Here is a 16,880-nt window from a genome sequence, read left to right on the forward strand (position 1 = left end):
GCCTTATTTTCCGAAGGGGAACATCGACGGCAGTTTCGTGGCGACGGGGAACACAAGCACTTACTCCGCCTTCTGCGCCGCCACGCGCTTGCGCACCTCTTCCAACATCCCATCCAGCGCCTTGCGGTCATACACCTTGCCGCGCAGCACGAACGTATCGATGCGACGCGTCGCGGCGATGTCGCGCAGCGGGTCGGCATCGAGCAACACGATATCGGCCGCCTTGCCGGCGGCGAGAGTGCCGTGCAATTTCTCCTGGCCCAGGAAGCGCGCGCCGTTGATCGTCGCGGCCTGCAAGGTCTGCAGCGGGGTCAGGCCGCTCTCGACGAAGCGCTGCATCTCATCGTGCAGCCCCACGCCGGGGTAGTTGAAGGAATTGAGAAAGCCCGCGTCGGTGCCGGCCAGCAAGGTCACGCCCGACTGCTGCAGCAACGGCAGGATCGCGGCATCGCGCTCGTAGCGCTGATGGCGGCGTTCGATCGCGGCTGCGTCGTCCTTGGCCGCGCGCTCCACCCGCCAGGCGTAGGTCGCCTGCAGGCCGGGGCCGATGTATTTCAGATAGTCGTCGCCGCGATGATCGTTGCGATCCAGATATGTGGTCACGAAGCTGCCGTTGAGGGTCGGCGTGACCGCGGTGCCGCGCCGCGCCAGACGCTTGTAAGCGGCGCGCGCGGTTTTTTCGTCGAAGCTGGATTGGATGCGGTTCCAGCCCTCCTTGCTGTCGATCTCGCCGCGCCGGACCATCGCGCCGATCTGCGCTTCCTGGGTGGAACCGGCCTTGTACGCGTAGTCGATGTGTTCGATCGAACTCAGCCCGGCCGCGCTGACCTCGTCGATGGTGAGCGAGAACGGCACGTGCGCCGACACCCGCAGGCCGCGCGCATGCGCCTGCTTGAGCGCGTCCATGAACAACTCGGGCGACAAGGTGTTGTCGGTGATCTTGACGAAGTCGACCCTCCAGCCCTGCAACCGGTCCAGCGCCTTGGCGATCTCTTCATGGCTGCCGACTTCGATGTCGCCCGGCCAGATCGACTTGTAGCCCTCCAGCTTCGGACCGGAGGTGAAGATGGTCGGGCCGTCGAGCGAGCCTGCGTTGATCGCGTCGCGCCATTCGAACACGCTCGGGCTCAGGTCGCCGGCGGCGTCGCGCACCGCGGCGATGCCGTGGGCGACGTACAGCGGCAGCAGGTTCTTGTTTTCCTCGATCAGCTTGTCGCCGCCGCCGAAATGCACATGCATGTCCCACAGCGCCGGAATCGCGTACTTGCCCTGCGCGTCGATGCTGCGCGCGCCCTCGAAGCGCCTGGCCTTGGCATCGTCGACGATGGCCAGGATGCGCGCGCCCTTGACCGCGATGGTCTGGTTCGCGCGGGTCTTGCCGCTGGTCACGTCGATCACCGCGGCGTGGCGGATCAGCAGGTCGGCGGTTTCGCCGGCGGCCTGGGCGGTCGTGGCGGCGCAGGCGAGGGCGAGCAGGCTCAGCGCGAGGGCGTGGCGGCGGTGCGGGGCGATCATGCGGCGATTCCGATTCGTGGTCCGCAGCGATGATCCGGCGGCGCGGCCGCCCGCGCCAGTCCCGATCGGGCGGGGGAGATGGATCGGATCAGGGGTTTCGCGCCGGGACGTGCCTGCAGTCCCGATTCAGTGCGGCCTGGCTTGTGCTTGGCTGTCGTCCCCAGGCACCGGCGAGTAGTAATGCGCGACCTGCTTATGTTTCAGCAAAGCCTCGGGCCGGTACGCGTTCTTGCGATCGCGGATCAATACCTGTGAGGCCTTGAAACGCTCCAGCACGGTCGGATCCAGTTCGGCCTCGTCCTGAATCTGACGAGGCGCGCTGGACCACTTGAAGCAGCGCATCCACCAGGGGCCTTGTTGCCGTGCGAATACCTCGCAATGCTGCGGCCCGAGAGGATCCGGGTGCAGGTGCAGTTTGGTCGTGTCCAGCAAAATGGGATGCGGGCCGGCGGTCGCTTCGTCGATCATCCAGCGCAGGGAGATGTCCGACAGGCGCGACTCCTCTTCCGCGTAGCTGCCGCCGATGTCGGAATGGTTGCCGGCGAACCAGCGCTGGCGGAAGTGTCCGCGCGTATCGTCCTGCCGGTCTTTATTCACCCGGCTTCCCCAGGTGACGCGTCCAAAGCTGATCCGCGTTTCGTCGATGGCCAGCGCGTGGCGCGCGATGGGAATACGCGGGTCCAGAAAACGATCGTAGTTCTTCGAGCGCCACAGGGCGAAATGCCACGGCCGGGTCTCGCATCTAACGTCCTTCGACGCCCATCGAAAGGTGATGCGCGCGTAGGCGAACAGCGCCAGCAAGATGCCGATCGAGAACAAGGACGTCGCCACCACCCACTGCGTTAAATCAAACCAGTAGTGGGCCAATGAACCGAGCGCAATGCCGACCGCAGCCAGCGCCAATGCACCGATACCCATCAAAGCCAAACGCGCCAGCACGGGCAGACCCAAGGCCGCCACCGAATCGAACACGCCGATGAATTCGGGATGGACGTCGCCACGGGCGGGGTTGTTTCCGGATCCGTACTTCAATCGAAAACGCCGGGCAATCGCCTCGCGCTGGCGTTCGAATCGCTTGCGCGGGTGCCCGGCGCCATGCTCGTAGACTTTCACGACCGCCTCGGTGGCGATCGCACGCAGCGCCCGGCCTGTTCTCGGCAGCGGACCACCCTGACCATCGGTGGTCGGCACGCCGCACAGATTCAATACGTTGGCCAAGGCGCGCACGGTGTAGCCGCCGCGGCTGAATCCGAACAGATAGATCCGGTCGCCCGGTTCGTAGCGCCTGAGAATGGCCTCGTAGCAATCGATGACGTTGGTGCTGAAGCCCAGGCCGACCGCCAGGCCGGCCCAGGATTTCAATCGTTCCCACAGGCCCAGACTGACGTTGCCGGCCGCATTGGACGTTCCGAGACCCGGCTCGTAATAGGCGACCTGTTCGCTGGGATCGATCGGGCTGTCGGGCCCGACTCGACTCGCGCGGAACAGTTTGTAGATGTTGCTCAATTGCTGATCCGGCCGCACGCCGCCGATCTGGCCGGTCCCGTCCGCGAATATCAGAATGTTCTTTGGCATGGTCGAATGCGTGCCTGTGCGGGCTTGGGCTTTTGGGTCGGGTCGACGACGGCTTTCGTTACGCCGACGAGCGCGCATTCACCGCGGAAAGCGCGCTCGCCGATCCGAATGCGGGCGCATCCGGATTTCGATGCGTCGCTTCATGCCTTCGCCGGATCGTGATCGCCGATTTCACTCGGACCACATCCATCCAGCCTGGGCCACGCAACGGATCGCGCGCCCCGGTCGTCGTCGTTCTTTCCCGGGAAACGTCAGGGCGTGGGCCGGCGTGAACTGCCCGAGCGCATGGACGTTGTTTCGCGCGAGCGGCGTTTCACAGCGATCAAATGCTTCAACGAATTTGCTTGATCGGATCGGCCAACAATCGGCCGCGGAGAGTCGACCGTTGACGCTTCGACGTCAGCGCCTGTCGCCGGCCAAATCGAACCGTCGGCCACTACCCCGAATCCCCAATCCCGAATCCCCAATAACAAACAAGCCGGCATAAGCCGGCCTGTCTGTATCGCTTCAATGTCGCGAGCAACTATCGATCAGCCTTCAAGCCCGATCGATCGCCGCCGCGCGCGGCTCAGCCCTGCGCAGGCTTCGCCTTCGCATCGGTCTTCACCGCCGGCTTGGCCGGCGACAGCGGCGCCGGAGCGCCCGCGGCCGACGCCTGCCAGCCGCAGCTCTTGCCTTCGTTCTGCTGCTTGAGCCAGGTCTGCAGCGGCGCGAAGTATTCCAGCACCGCGGTGGCGTCCATTTTCTCGCCGCCGGTCAGCTCTTTCATCGTCTGCTGCCACGGCTGGCTCGCGCCCTTGCTCAGCATCGCCTCGAACTTCGCGCCCGCGGCCTTGTTGCCGTAGAAGCTGCATTCGTACAGCGGGCCCTTGTAACCGGCCGCGTCGCACAGCGACTTGTAGAACTGGAACTGCAGGATGTGCGAGAGGAAGTAGCGCGTGTACGGGGTATTGCCCGGCACGTGGTACTTCGCGCCGGCGTCGAAGAACTCCTCGCCGCGCGCCTGCACCGGCGCCACGCCCTGGTACTTGGCCTTCAGTTCCCACCACGCCTTGTTGTACGCATCGGGCTTGATCGAGCCGTCGAACACGCCCCAGCGCCAGCGGTCGATCATCAGGCCGAACGGCAGGAACGAGACCTTCGCCAGCGCCATGCGCATCTGCGCGTTGATCAACGCTTCGTTGCTCTGCTGCTGATTGCCGACCATGCCGATCGACTGCAGGTACTTGGGCGTCATCGCCAGCACGATGGTGTCGCCGATGGCTTCGTGGAAACCGTCGTGCGCGCCGGTCTGGAACAGCGGCGGCTGCTTGTTGTAGGCCAGGTAGTAATACACGTGGCCGAGCTCGTGATAGATCGTGGTGAAATCTTCTTCGTTCGGCTTGATGCACATCTTGGTGCGCACGTCGCCGCCCATGTTCATGTCCCACGCGCTGGCGTGGCAGACCACGTCGCGGTCGCGCGGCTTGACGAACTGGGTCTTGGCCCAATAGCTGTCGGGCAGCTTGGGCATGCCGAGCGAGACGTAGAAGTCCTGCGCGCGCTCGGTCATCTGCTTAGCGTTGGCCAGGTTGGCGTCGACCTCGGTCTGCGCCTGCTCCAGCGGGCTGCGATCGCCGCCGGCCTTGGCTTCCTGTGCATCGAGCACCTGCTGGTACTGACGCGCGAGCGCGCCGTTGATGTCCAGGCTGCCGGCCTGCTGCTCGGTGTACGGCGCGAGCACGTCCCACAGATTGCCCCAGTCCTGCTGCCACATATTGCCGAGCAGGTGCGCCGGCAGCATGCCGCCGCCGGTCTGGCCCTTGTCGACGCCGTACTTCGATTCCAGGCGCGAGCGGGTGTAGCAATGCAGTTGTTCGTACAGCGGTTTGACCTGGCCCCACAGGCGATCGGTCTCGGCGGCGAGTTCGGCCGGGCTCATGTCGTAGCCCGAGCGCCACAGCTCGCCGGTGTCGGCGTAGCCGAGGTTCTGCGCGCCTTCGTTGACCAGTTCGACGAAGCGTGTGTAGTCCTTGCGCATCGGCTTGGAAATCGTATGCCAGCCCTTCCAGGCGTCGAGCTGCGCGTCGTAGTCGCGGCTGTTGCGCAGCACGTCCTCCAGATCGCCGAGCTGACGGCAGTCGGTGTCGCCAGGGCCGCTGCAATAGCTGCCCGAGCCATACATGCCTTCCATGCGGGTGGCGATCTGGGTGAGTTCGGCGAGCTTGGCCGGGTCTTTCGGCGCCGGCATCGCGGTGCCGATCTTGAGCAACTGGATCGCGCGCGCGGTCGCCGGCGACATCTGCTTGCCTTCGAACTTCTTCGACTGCTCGATCCAGCTGTTGAGCTGGGTGAGGTAGCGCTCGTTGGCCTTGGCCGACAGCAACTGGCTGTCGTCGTTGATGTAGGTCGACGACAGCCACTGCGCGGCGGTCATCTCCGGATACATCTTCTTGTACTCGTCGTTGACGCGCGCGATGAACTGGTCCGCGGTCTCGCCCTCGGGCGCGGTGGCCGGAGCGGTGGTGGTGCTCGAGGAGGGGACGGGTTCCTTCTTGCAGCCGCTCAGGCCGATCACGGCCGCAGCGACGCCGAGCGCCAACAAGGCGCGGACATGTTTCATGTGTGCTCTCTCCGGAAGAAGTGCGGCGCTTCGCGCGCGAGCCAGAAGGCTAGAGGCCGGGTCGGTCCGGCGCAAGCCGGGCTTGATCGGGCCGGTGGGATCGTCCGTCCGGCAGGTGAACGCTGGAGCGGTCGTGAGGAACTTTTGCGCAAACTCGGCACAGCCGCCGGGCTGAAAACGGTTACGGCGCGGGTAGGGGGCGCCCGGATTTGGCCGATTCAGGCGAATTGCGCATTGTGACCCGCGAACGCCGTCGCGGAATTTTGTAAATAATTCGTTACGTGAAAACGCTTAGATTGTTTTATTTTCGTTATTCACGTGTGCTTTACGCAACGGTGAAGCCCTTTTGCAGCCGTTTGTTCAGTTTCTGATACGGCCACGATCCGGCCTAGCCCGATTCATGTCACAAAAACAGAATTGATTTGTGACGCGAAAACGGAAAAAGTGACGTCCAACGGCAGCCGTTCATCGGCTGCGCTGCCGGGGCAGGCAGGGCCGATCGGGATATCTCTTCGGAGGGCTCCGTTCAGCGCACCCAACTCGGCACGGTCCTGGCTTCAAAAGGTAAGGCATGAAACATACGACGGGCACCGCGAACGGCACGCTGCACACCGCCACTCTGGCCTCGGCCTTGCCGATGCGCGGGCGCGAAGGCGGGGTCTGCCTGTTCTCGGCCGACCTGAGCTGGGCCCGCGAACAAGCGCCGGCGACCTCGCGCAGCCTGTTCGCACGGATCCAGATCACCCGTATCGCCCTGTTCGCGTTGCTCGCGCTGGCGGTGGTCGGGGTGGTGATGATGAATGGGCCGGCCGACGCCGGTCCGAACCGTTCGCTCTCCAAGGCGCTGCCCGATCCGGTCAGCGAAGCCGAGGTCGAATCGGTGGTCGCGAACACGGGTCACCCGGCCGCGCGCCTGCAGGCGACGGCCGAACGCACGGCGGCGCGCTGACGCGCGAACCGGCGTACACCCGATACGGAACTCGGTGGGAGTAGGCGCCTGGACGGCGCAATCAGGGGAAGGGAAGCAAGCAGTACGCTTCAGCAGTACAAGTCGGAGTCCGGTTATGGGGATAATCCGTTCCGCGCAGTTTGAATGGCGTCGGCGCCACGGAAGGCGTCGGTGACCGCTGTCTTCCCGGCCCGCATGCGGGCCAGGACCGAGACCGACCTGCCGCCGCGCGCGCAAGGCGCCGGCATTACCAATCCGTCGGCGCGTAATCCTTGAGGAACTGACCCCATACGTGGGTGCCGGTGTTGATGCCGTGGATGATCGGATCGACGATGCGCGCGGCGCCGTCGACGATGTCCAGCGGCGGATGGAAGCGCTCCTCGATCACCTTGCGCGCGGCGATCTCGACCGGATCTTCGTCGGTCACCCAGCCGGTATCGACCGAGTTCATATGGATGCCGTCGCCGTGGTAATCCGCGGCCGAGGTGCGCGTCATCATGTTGAGCGCGGCCTTGGCCATGTTGGTGTGCGGGTGCTTGGTGGTCTTGAAGTTGCGGTAGAACTGGCCTTCGACCGCCGACACGTTGACGATGTGCTTGTCGCGGCGCGGGCTGTCGCCCTCGGGCACGCGCAGCATCAGCGGCTTCAGCCGCGCATTGATGATGAACGGCGCGATCGCGTTGACCAGTTGGGTTTCCAGCAGCTCCACCGACGGCACTTCGTCCATCTGCAGGCGCCAGGAATTGCGCCCGCGCAGGTCGACCTGCTGCAGGTCCTGATCGAGGCGGCCTTCGGGAAACAGATGCGCCTGGCCGAGCAGTTCGTCGGCCAGCAGCGGCACCTGCGACAGTTCGGCGGCGCGGGTCAGGCCGGTCGCGTCGATCAGCGAGCGCACGTTGCCCTGCGCCTGCAAGGTGCTGCTTTCGCTCTCGCCGGCATCCGGCAGCAGATCGAACGCGCGCAGGCCTTCGTAGCGGCCGACCAAGCGGCGCACCTCGTCGGGCATCTCGTGCAGCGCGGAGGTCTCGCCGGCCATCATGTGCGCGTAGAACGCCGGTGGGCGGCGCACGGTCTGGCAGGCGTTGTTGATGATGAAGTCGAGCCGTTCGCGGGTCGCCAGCAGTTCGCTGCAGAACGCTTCCACGCTCGGGGTGTGGCGCAGGTCCAGGCCGAACACTTCCAGGCGATGGCCCCAATGGGCGAAGTCGGGCTCTTGCGCGTAACGCAGCGCCGAGTCGCGTGGAAACCTAGTGGTGACGATCAACGCGCAACCCGCGCGCAGCAGCTTCAATCCGGCCTGATAACCGATCTTGACCCGGCCACCGGTCAGCAGCGCGACCCGGCCGCTAAGGTCGGCGGTTTCGGTGCGCTTGAAGTAGTTGAGCTCCGCGCAAGGCGGGCACATCTGGTCGTAGAAGTGATGGACCTGGGTGTATTTCTTCTTGCACACGTAGCAATGCAGCAGCTCGGGCGACTCGCTGTAAGCGATCGGCTCGGGCGTGTTGTTGCTGGGATCGTGCTGGCCGGCGGGCTGCGGCGGAAAATAGTTCGGCGTGGTGAATACCGGCTTGCGGCGCAGCGCGCGGATGCCGGTCTGGTTGAGCAGTTCGTCGGCCTTGCGCAGCTTTTCCTGATGGCGGTCGCGCGCCTGCTGCTTGAGCTGCTTGCGCCGTGCCTTGGGTTCGGGATGGAAGGCCTGGGCGATCGCCTGGTGCAGGCGCGCGCGCTCATCGGCGGGCAGCGCGTCGAGCATCGCGCGGTCGGCGTTGAGCTGTTCGAGCACGGCGAGCGCGTCGCGGACGCGATCGAGCAGCGGCGCGCGGTCGGTCTGCGCGGCGGCGTCGGCGCCGTCCGGGGCGTTGTCGGTGGGAGTATTCAAAAGAGGGGGTCCGCGGCGCACGGCGAGGGTGCGCGATTCAATGGGGCTGATCAAAAGGGCGATGCGAAGGCGTGATTCTACAGTGCGCGCCCGTGGCCGCCCGCGGACCGCGATGGAGGATGGATCGGGTGGCCGCTGATTCGACCCGCGGCGCCTGGGTCTTAAATCGCCAGAACCCGTTCAGGCAACCGCACCAGCCCGTGCTCGGCCAGCCATTGCCAGGAGGTTTCGGCGTCCTGCTCGACGTAGGCGCGCGCCGAACCCATGCGGAAGCTGTAGCCCCATTCGTCCATGTCGGCCAGGATGCGGTCGCGGCCGGCGCCGGGCAGGGCGTCGCCGAGCAGGGTCTGCAGCACGCACACCGCGTCTTCTTCCTCGACCGAATCGGTGGCGTCGGTATGCACCTGCGCGCGGCGTTCGGGCGGCAGCACGATCAGGTGCGCGGCTTCGTGCAGCAGCGAATGCACCGGCGTGTCGCCGCGCGCGTACACGGTGCTGCCGATCAGGCCGGCTTCGTTGTCGCCCCAGTAGCTGCCCGGAATCGCCTCGCCGTCGGCGACCCGCTCCAGACGCAGGTCGTAGCGCGCGAGCAGGGCGGCGGCGTCGTCGAAGGCGATGTCGGACAGGGTGAGCATGGGGCGGGATGTTTTGAAGTAGGAGCGAGATAAGTCGCGATGGGTTGCGACACAGCTCCGCGCGAGCGTAGTGATTGCGTCGGTTGCGCCCTGACAGGCCGCATCGCCTGGCCATTGTGGGCATAGGCTGTTTGCGCGGTGATCAGCGTGGCGCGGTCGCGGCTCGTGACCGAAGGAAATCCAGTAGGGCGCCGCTCCTACAGGCGGATACGAGACAAACAGCGGCGGTCGGCGGGCCGACCGCTTGCCGTCAGGCTTGCGCCTGGTGCGGGGTTTCCGGCAAGGCGACGGAGATATCCAGCACCTTGTTGTCGCCTTCGCCGATCAGATCGACCTTGACCGATTCGGCGTCGACGTTGACGTACTTGCGGATCACTTCAAGCAGCTCGCGCTGCAGCATCGGCAGATAGTCGGGACCGCCGCCGCGGCCGGCGCGCTCGTGCGCGACGATGATCCGCAAACGCTCCTTGGCGACGTTGGCGGTGGGTTTCTTGGCCAGCAGGAAGTCGAACAGACCCATGACCTCAGCCTCCGAACAGCTTGGTGAAGAAGCCCTTCTTTTCCACTTGCGTGAAGCGCATCGGTCGGGTGTCGCCGAGCAGGCGGGCGACGGCGTCGTCGTAGGCCTGGGCGGCGTCGGATTCGGTTTCCAGGATCACCGGCTCGCCCTTGTTGGACGCGTTGAGCACATCGCCGGATTCGGGAATCACGCCGATGGTCTTCAGGCCGAGGATTTCCTCGACGTCGCCGATGCTGAGCATCTCCTGGTCTTCCACGCGCTTGGGGCTGTAGCGGGTTAGCAGCAGATGCTCCTTGACCTTCTCGCCGTTCTCGGCGCGGCGGGTCTTGGATGCGAGCAGGCCCAGGATGCGGTCGGAGTCGCGCACCGACGAGACTTCCGGGTTGACCACGACCACCGCCTGATCGGCGAAGTACATGGCCAGGAACGCGCCTTTTTCGATGCCGGCCGGTGAATCGCAGACGATGTAGTCGAAGCCTTCGGCGGCGATGTCCTCGAGCACCTTCTGCACGCCTTCCTTGGTCAGCGCGTCTTTGTCGCGCGTCTGCGAGGCGGCCAGGATGAACAGGTTCTCGAAGCGCTTGTCCTTGATCAGCGCCTGCTTGAGGTTGGCTTCGCCGTTGACCACGTTGACGAAGTCGTACACCACGCGGCGTTCGCAACCCATGATCAGGTCGAGATTGCGCAGGCCGACGTCGAAGTCGATCACGGCGACCTTGTGGCCGCGACGGGCGAGGCCGCAAGACAGGCTGGCGCTGGTGGTGGTCTTGCCGACGCCACCCTTGCCCGAAGTGACAACAATTATTTCGGTCAAAACACGTTCCTCCAATGGTGCGGCGTCAATCCAGCGCCGCAATTTTGATTTGTTCGTCTTCCAGCCAGATCTGCACGGCCTTGCCGCGCAGCTCCTTCGGGATGTCTTCGAGCACCTTGTAATGGCCCGCGATCGCGACCAGCTCGGCATGGAACTCGCGGCAGAAGATGCGGGCCTTGGTATTGCCTTGCGCGCCGGCCAGCGCGCGGCCGCGCAACGGGCCGTAGATGTGCACCGAGCCATCGGCGATGACTTCGGCGCCGGCGCCGACCGTGGTCAGCACGGTCAGGTCGCGGTTATCCGCGTAAATCTGTTGGCCCGAGCGGACCGGGGCGGACTGGATCAGTCCAACCGAAGTGGACTGAGCCACAGCCGCCGGCGCCGTAGCCGAACGCGACACTTTAGCCGGCTCCGGCGCGGCTACCGCCGCGGCCTCGCGTCGAGGCGCGGCAGGCGCCACCGCTTCCGGCGTGGTGCCGCCGTCGGCACGTTCGTACGATGCGCGGAATTTCGCCAGCAACGGCAAGCCCAGCGCCTGCGCCAACCGATCGGTTTCGCTGGTGCCGTAAGCCAACGCCACCGGCAGCACGCCGGCGGCGCGCAGGCCATCGAGCAGCGCCTGCGCGGTGACCGCGTCCGGGGTCTGGCTCAGGCCGCCGAAGTCGATCACCACCGCGGCGCGGCCGAACATGTTCGGCGCGCGCTGCACGCGGCTGCGCATTTCTTCGGTCAGGCGTTCGACGTCGAGGGTGCGGATGCGCAGGTTGGCGATGCCGACTTGGCCGATCTTGAGTTCGCCGGCTTGTTCGTAATCCACGGCTACGCTCACGGGCACGTCCCGGTCGGCCGCTGCGCGGCCTGGTCGTGCACGCGCTGCACCGGCACCCGCGGACGGGTCAGCCAGCTGGCCTCGGGCAGGGCGTCGCCGTAGGTTTCGCGCACCCAGGCGTAGCTGCACAGCGGCTTCATCAGCATCGCCGCGCGCACGCCGGCCTCTTCCATCACGTGCTGGCCGACCTCACGAAAACCGAAGCTGCCATGGAACAGCAGCGCCGGGTCGTTGCCGCCTTCCAGGAACACCTCGCAGGCCAGCTGCGGATAGCGCAGCTCGGCATAGCTTTGGGCGTCGGCATAGAACGCGCGGCCGACACCGCCGCCGCGGCGCCGGCTGGCGACGACGATGCGGTCGATATAGAAGAAATCCGGGTGACGATCGCGAAACCAGCGGAAATTGCTGCTGTCGTGACCGGTATTCGAGCCCATCCCAATCAAGAAACCGGCCAGGGTCCCGTCGCGCTCGGCGACGCGGAAATATTCGGCGCTGTCGAAGAAATGACGCAGACGGACCGCATCCAGCGGCAGGATCGCGGGGCCGGCGGCGTTGTTGAGGGCAAGGACGGAATCCAGCTCGTGCTCACGCACGTCGCGGACGACGATCGACATTCCACGCTCCAAGTATTCAAAAACCGGCACGCGTTCCGTGCCGGCGTCCCGATTATCGCATGGCCGTCCGCCTGGGGCGAACGGCAAGTGCATGACTTCTGGACGGCTCGGCGGGGGCGCCCATGCCGTTAGCATGCATTCATGCTGGCACGCCTCACTCCTACTCAACTCATGCGGTTCGCCGGGCTGTTCACCTGGGGCATGGCGGGGTGCTGGCTGGTGATCATGTGGCTGGAGCCGGAAGCGGCGGCCACCCTGCCGGGCGGCAGCGAGCACACCTTCTTCCTGCTGATCCTGCGCTGGGTCGCGATCCACCTGGCCTTCGGCGCGGTGTACTGGTGGGCCAGCCGCGGCCTGGGTCAGCGCCGGCCGGGCCCGACCGATTACGCCATGGTCCTGGTCCTGACCGCCTGCGCGATCGGGGTCGGCTACTACTCCAACAGCGGCATCGGCAGCATCTTGCTGATGGTCGTGGCCGGGCTGCTGCCGTGGCTGCTGCCGCTGCGGGTCGGCGCGGCCTGGCTGGTGCTGGGCAATCTGTCGATCATCCCGGTGTTCGTGATCGCCATCGGCCAGCCGCTGCTGGTCGCGATCGTGCAGTCGCTGGCCTATGCCGGCTTCTCCAGCTTGGTGTTCGTCAGCTCGTTGGTTGCGATGCAACAGGCCCAGGCCCGCGAGGACCAGCGCCGGCTCAACGCCGAACTGCGCGCGACCCGCGCCCTGCTGGCCGAAAGCGCGCGGATCAACGAGCGCACCCGCATTTCACGCGAACTGCACGACCTGCTCGGCCACCACCTGACCGCGCTGAGCCTGAACCTGGAGGTCGCCGGCCACCTGTCCGAAGGTCGGGTCAAGGAACACGTGCAGCAGGCGCATACTCTGGCCAGGCTGCTGCTCACCGACGTGCGCGAGGCGGTCAGCCAATTGCGCGAGAACGGCGCGATCGATCTGGCCCTGGCGCTGCGTCCGCTGGCCGAAAACGTACCGGCGCTGGACATCCGCATGGACATAGAAACGCCCCTGACCCTGGACGACCCCGAGCGCGCCCATGTGCTGCTGCGCTGCACCCAGGAGATCATCACCAACACCGTGCGTCATGCCGGCGCGCAGCACTTGTGGATCGACGTGCGCCGCAGCGGCGAACAGATCGTCATGAGCGCGCGCGACGACGGCCGCGGCGCCGATCACCTGATCGCCGGCAACGGCTTGCGCGGCATGCGCGAGCGGCTGCAGCAGTACGGCGGACAACTTCTCATCGAAACCCGGGCCGAGGCGGGCTTTTGCCTGCAGCTGACACTCCCGGCCACCGCGGCCGCCATGGCCCGCGAAGGAGCGCTTGCATGATCCCGAACCCCATCCGCGTATTGCTGGTCGACGACCAGACCCTGGTCCGGCAGGGGGTGCGCTCGCTGCTCGCCCTGGCCGAGGGCATCGAGGTCGTGGGCGAGGCCAGCGACGGTCGTCAGGCCGTCGAGGTCATTCCTCAGATCCGTCCGGACGTGGTCCTGATGGACATGCGCATGCCGGTGATGTCCGGCCTGGAGGCCCTGCAGGCGCTGTCGCGCGCGGGTTACCTGCCGCCGACCATCATCCTGACCACCTTCGACGACGACCAACTGGTGCTGGCCGGGCTCAAGGCCGGCGCCAAGGGCTATCTGCTCAAGGACGTATCGCTGGCGCAGCTGGTCGGCGCGATCCAGGCGGTGGCCGACGGCGGTTCGCTGGTCCAGCCGGCGGTGACCCAGCGCCTGCTGTCGGGGCTGGAGCATATGCGCAACGACTTCGTCAGCCTGGACCGGCCCGATCCGCTGACCGAGCGCGAGACCGAGATCCTGCGGCTGATGGCCGGCGGCTTTTCCAACAAGGAAATCGCCAATTCGCTGGGCGTGGCGGAAGGGACGATCAAGAACCACGTCTCCAACATCCTGTCCAAGCTCGGCGTGCGCGACCGCACCCGCGCGGTGCTCAAGGCGTTCGAGCTGCAACTGGTCTGAGTCGTTGGGCTGAATCGTCGAGTCGATTCAGGCGCCCCCGGCCCGGCGCGACGCGCCGGGCGTTCGCGTCCACGCGAGTCGTTCACCTGGATCGGCCGCGCAACTGGCGCATTGCAGGCACCGATCGCGCCCGCGCCGCGCACTCGCGGCCCCCGCCGACTTGTCCGAATTTGCGCATCCGCATCCGCGCGGCCGTCGCATACCGAGGCGAATGCGCGCGGCAGGCGGCGAAAAGCCGGTGATTTCCCGGCTTTTCGCGACGCGATGGTCCAAGTGGGCGATTCGGCGAATTTTCTTCGCTGTGACGGCTGTCCTAGCCGGGATTTATCTTGCTACGATTGTGGGTCTGCGCCCCCGGCCCGATCCGGGCCCGGCCCTGGAGAACCTGAATGACCCGTCTGATCGAGATTCTGATTTCACTGGCGATCGTCGCCGTGCTGTTCCTGGTTGTCGGCATCGTGCTGCCGTCGAGCCGCCATCTGTCGCACTCGGTTGAGACCAACCGCAAGCTGACCATCGTGTTCGACACGTTGAACAGCATGCGCCGCTTCAAGGATTGGAACCCGCTGGCTCTGCGCGATCCGAACATGGAGCTCAAGCTGGTCGGCAAGGAAGAGGGCGTCGGCGCCCGTCTGGAGTATTCGTCCAAGGAACGCGGCCTGGGCAACGGCAGCTGGGAAATCGTCAAGAGCGAGCCGGGCAAGCTGGTCGGCTACAAGATCAGCAGCGTCGAGCGCGGCGACAACAAGCGCTCCGAGTTCACCCTCAAGCCGACCGGCAAGAACAACCGCAACGTCGAGATCACCCAGACCTACGACGTCGACTACGGTTGGGACCTGCTGGGTCGCTACTCCGGCCTGTACGTGAGCAGCAACGTCGGCGAAGACGTCAAGATGGGCCTGGCGCGACTGAGCAACCTGCTCGCGACCGTGCCGAACTACGACTATTCCAAGCTGGCCGAAACCGATCCGGCCGGCGCGCCGAAGATCGTCGACCGTCCGGCCGAGAACGTGCTCAGCGTGACCGCCGCGGTCGCGCGCGACAACGACAAGATCAAGGGCCAGATCCACTCCAACATGGAATGGATCAAGAAGGTCATCGCCGCCAACGGCCTCGAGGCGGTCGGTCCGGTCCGCATCGTGACCAACGAATTCGGCGCCGAGACCTACTCGTTCGACGTGGTCCAGCAGGTGCGCAAGATCGGCGACACCAGCACCGAAGCGACCAAGCTCGACGTCAAGATCGACGGCCCGGGCAACCCGGTCAAGGCCGAGTTGCTGCCGCCGACCAAGGTCGTCGTCTCCTCCAGCAGCGGCCACAACTTCGCGGCGCTGCCGCCGGTGCGCGACGCGGTCCGCGCCTGGGCGCTGACCCGCGGCTACACCACAACCGATCGCCCGTACGAAGCGTGGAAGGCCGGCATCGACGAAAGCTTCGATCCGGCGCTGGGCAAGTTCGACGTGTACTGGCCGGTCAAGTAAGCCGCGCCACATCGCGACGCCGCCAAGGCGGTGTCGCGTGCGAAAACGCGCCGCGGTTTCCGCGGCGCGTTTTTTTTTGGCGCTCGCGTTGCCGCGCACCGGTCGGGCGATGGATTGCGGGTGATGCGTTGCGTCGCTCGCCTTCGACCGGGAGCGTCGTCGCCCGCATGACCGCCGAAAGGCGGCTGCGTGGACTATCGATCTGCAGTCGCAAGAAATGGGGTGATCCGGCCAGCGCTGGCGCGGCGGTTGCTCGTGCGATGCATCGATCGCCACGTTCCTGGCGATTGCATGCGACCGGGGATCGCGCCGCGCCGCGGGCCGCGGCCCGGCTGCTATCGTGGCGTTCCACGAATCCCATGGTTTCGACCCGCATGAACCTTCCCGCGCACGACGCCCGCGATGGGCGAGCCGCGTTGTTCCCGTTGCCGTTTTCGTCGCGATTTCTCGCCGCCGCCGGGGCCTTGCTGGCCGCGCTCGCGGTCGCCTTGTCGGCGTACGCCGCGCACGTGGCCGATCCGGCCGGGCAGTCGCGCCTGCAGACCGCCGCGATGTACGCCTTCGGCCATGGCATCGCGTTGGCCGCGCTGGCGCCGTTGGCGCGTCGCGCCCTGGGCCGTTACGCCTTGATCGCGGTGTTGATCGGCACGTTGGTGTTCGCCGGTGGTCTGGCCTGCGCGTATTTCCTTCATACCTCGACCGCTCTGCTGCCGTATGGCGGCAGCCTGATGATCCTGGCGTGGCTGGTCTACGCCATCGATGCCCTGAGGCGCTGAGCATGCCGCGCCAGGTTCGCGGCTACGACGCGCAGGCCGCTTACGCGCACTTGAGCAAACGCGACCGCAAGCTCGGTGCGTGGATGAAGAAAGTCGACGCGCTCGAAGGCGGCCCGATCCCGACCGATCCGCGCTGGCGCAAAACCTTCGATCCGGTCGATGCGCTGGCGCGCGCGATCTTGTTCCAGCAGCTCAGCGGCAAGGCCGCCTCGACCATCGTCGGCCGGGTCGAAACCGCGATCGGCGCGAGCCGCCTGCATTACGACACCCTGGGCCGTTGCGACGATGCGACCTTGCGCGGCTGCGGCGTGTCGGGCAACAAGCTGCTGGCGCTGCGCGATCTGGCCGCGCGCGAATCGCGCGGCGAGATTCCCGATCTGCGGCGCATGGCCGGCATGAACAACGAAGCGATCATCGCCGCGCTGGTGCCGATCCGCGGCATCGGCCGCTGGACCGTGGAGATGATGCTGATGTTCCGGCTCGGCCGGCCCGACATCCTGCCGGTCGACGATCTCGGTATTCGCAAGGGTGCGCAGCGCGTCGACAAGCTCGAGGCGATGCCGGCGCCTAAAGCGTTGGCCGAACTCGGCGAGCGCTGGGGGCCGTATCGCAGCTATGCCAGCTTGTATCTGTGGCGGATCGCCGATATCAGCGATGGACCGAAGGCGGCGACGAATCGGTCGCAGGATTGAGCGGC

Annotated in this window: 15 protein-coding genes; 6 read left to right on the plus strand and 9 right to left on the minus strand. The window is 66.0% G+C overall.

What is annotated here, in order from left to right; all coding sequences use genetic code 11:
* Positions 1-60: 60 nt before the first annotated feature.
* The 3 genes from ASD86_RS13520 to ASD86_RS13530 all read right to left on the minus strand — a co-directional run bounded on the left by ASD86_RS13520 (position 61) and on the right by ASD86_RS13530 (position 5,692).
* Positions 61-1,515, minus strand: coding sequence for an amidohydrolase family protein (locus ASD86_RS13520; RefSeq protein ID WP_056111246.1), 1,455 nt, complete (start codon positions 1,513-1,515; stop codon positions 61-63).
* 126 nt (positions 1,516-1,641) lie between these two features.
* Positions 1,642-3,090 (minus strand): DUF2235 domain-containing protein, encoded by a 1,449-nt coding sequence (locus ASD86_RS13525; protein WP_056111249.1) that lies wholly within the window; start codon positions 3,088-3,090, stop codon positions 1,642-1,644.
* Between the two features lie 568 nt (positions 3,091-3,658).
* Positions 3,659-5,692, minus strand: coding sequence for a M2 family metallopeptidase (locus ASD86_RS13530; RefSeq protein WP_056111252.1), 2,034 nt, complete (start codon positions 5,690-5,692; stop codon positions 3,659-3,661).
* A gap of 571 nt (positions 5,693-6,263) precedes the next feature.
* Here ASD86_RS13530 and ASD86_RS13535 point away from each other — a divergent pair.
* Complete coding sequence (locus tag ASD86_RS13535) at positions 6,264-6,641, plus strand: hypothetical protein (protein ID WP_056111255.1); 378 nt, start codon at positions 6,264-6,266, stop codon at positions 6,639-6,641.
* Positions 6,642-6,888: 247 nt separating this feature from the next.
* Here the strand turns inward: ASD86_RS13535 and ASD86_RS13540 are convergent, their stop codons facing one another.
* From ASD86_RS13540 to ASD86_RS13565, 6 genes are all read right to left on the minus strand, one after another.
* Entirely contained in the window at positions 6,889-8,454 is a 1,566-nt protein-coding gene (locus ASD86_RS13540) for an SDR family oxidoreductase (protein WP_056112707.1), read from the minus strand.
* Between the two features lie 227 nt (positions 8,455-8,681).
* Positions 8,682-9,155: a hypothetical protein gene (locus tag ASD86_RS13545; RefSeq protein WP_056111259.1), complete on the minus strand. Its 474-nt coding sequence runs from the start codon at positions 9,153-9,155 to the stop codon at positions 8,682-8,684.
* A gap of 250 nt (positions 9,156-9,405) precedes the next feature.
* Entirely contained in the window at positions 9,406-9,675 is a 270-nt protein-coding gene (gene minE, locus ASD86_RS13550; protein WP_036109358.1) for a cell division topological specificity factor MinE, read from the minus strand.
* Positions 9,676-9,679: 4 nt separating this feature from the next.
* On the minus strand, positions 9,680-10,489 hold the full coding sequence (gene minD, locus ASD86_RS13555; RefSeq protein WP_036109357.1) for a septum site-determining protein MinD: 810 nt from the start codon (positions 10,487-10,489) through the stop codon (positions 9,680-9,682).
* 25 nt (positions 10,490-10,514) lie between these two features.
* A complete protein-coding gene (gene minC / locus ASD86_RS13560) occupies positions 10,515-11,318 on the minus strand; it encodes a septum site-determining protein MinC (RefSeq protein ID WP_056111262.1) in 804 nt (267 codons plus the stop codon).
* A complete protein-coding gene (locus ASD86_RS13565) occupies positions 11,315-11,932 on the minus strand; it encodes a GNAT family N-acetyltransferase (protein WP_056111265.1) in 618 nt (205 codons plus the stop codon). The genes minC and ASD86_RS13565 overlap by 4 nt, the downstream gene beginning before the upstream one ends.
* A 141-nt stretch (positions 11,933-12,073) precedes the next feature.
* On the opposite strand from ASD86_RS13565, the gene ASD86_RS13570 reads away from it, so the two are divergent.
* From ASD86_RS13570 to ASD86_RS13590, 5 genes are all read left to right on the plus strand, one after another.
* Entirely contained in the window at positions 12,074-13,276 is a 1,203-nt protein-coding gene (locus ASD86_RS13570; RefSeq protein WP_036109347.1) for a histidine kinase, read from the plus strand.
* Positions 13,273-13,926 carry a response regulator transcription factor gene (locus ASD86_RS13575; RefSeq protein ID WP_056111268.1) on the plus strand — a complete coding sequence of 218 codons (654 nt, stop codon included), beginning with the start codon at positions 13,273-13,275 and terminating at the stop codon, positions 13,924-13,926. The genes ASD86_RS13570 and ASD86_RS13575 overlap by 4 nt, the downstream gene beginning before the upstream one ends.
* Before the next feature lie 389 nt (positions 13,927-14,315).
* A complete protein-coding gene (locus tag ASD86_RS13580; RefSeq protein WP_056111271.1) occupies positions 14,316-15,407 on the plus strand; it encodes an SRPBCC family protein in 1,092 nt (363 codons plus the stop codon).
* A gap of 374 nt (positions 15,408-15,781) precedes the next feature.
* Positions 15,782-16,183, plus strand: a complete 402-nt coding sequence (locus ASD86_RS13585) for a DUF423 domain-containing protein (protein WP_157476610.1) — start codon at positions 15,782-15,784, stop codon at positions 16,181-16,183.
* Positions 16,184-16,185: 2 nt separating this feature from the next.
* Positions 16,186-16,875: a DNA-3-methyladenine glycosylase gene (locus ASD86_RS13590; RefSeq protein ID WP_056111274.1), complete on the plus strand. Its 690-nt coding sequence runs from the start codon at positions 16,186-16,188 to the stop codon at positions 16,873-16,875.
* The last annotated feature ends 5 nt before the right edge of the window (positions 16,876-16,880 follow it).

Source organism: Lysobacter sp. Root690, from assembly GCF_001427785.1.
Taxonomy (GTDB): domain Bacteria; phylum Pseudomonadota; class Gammaproteobacteria; order Xanthomonadales; family Xanthomonadaceae; genus Lysobacter.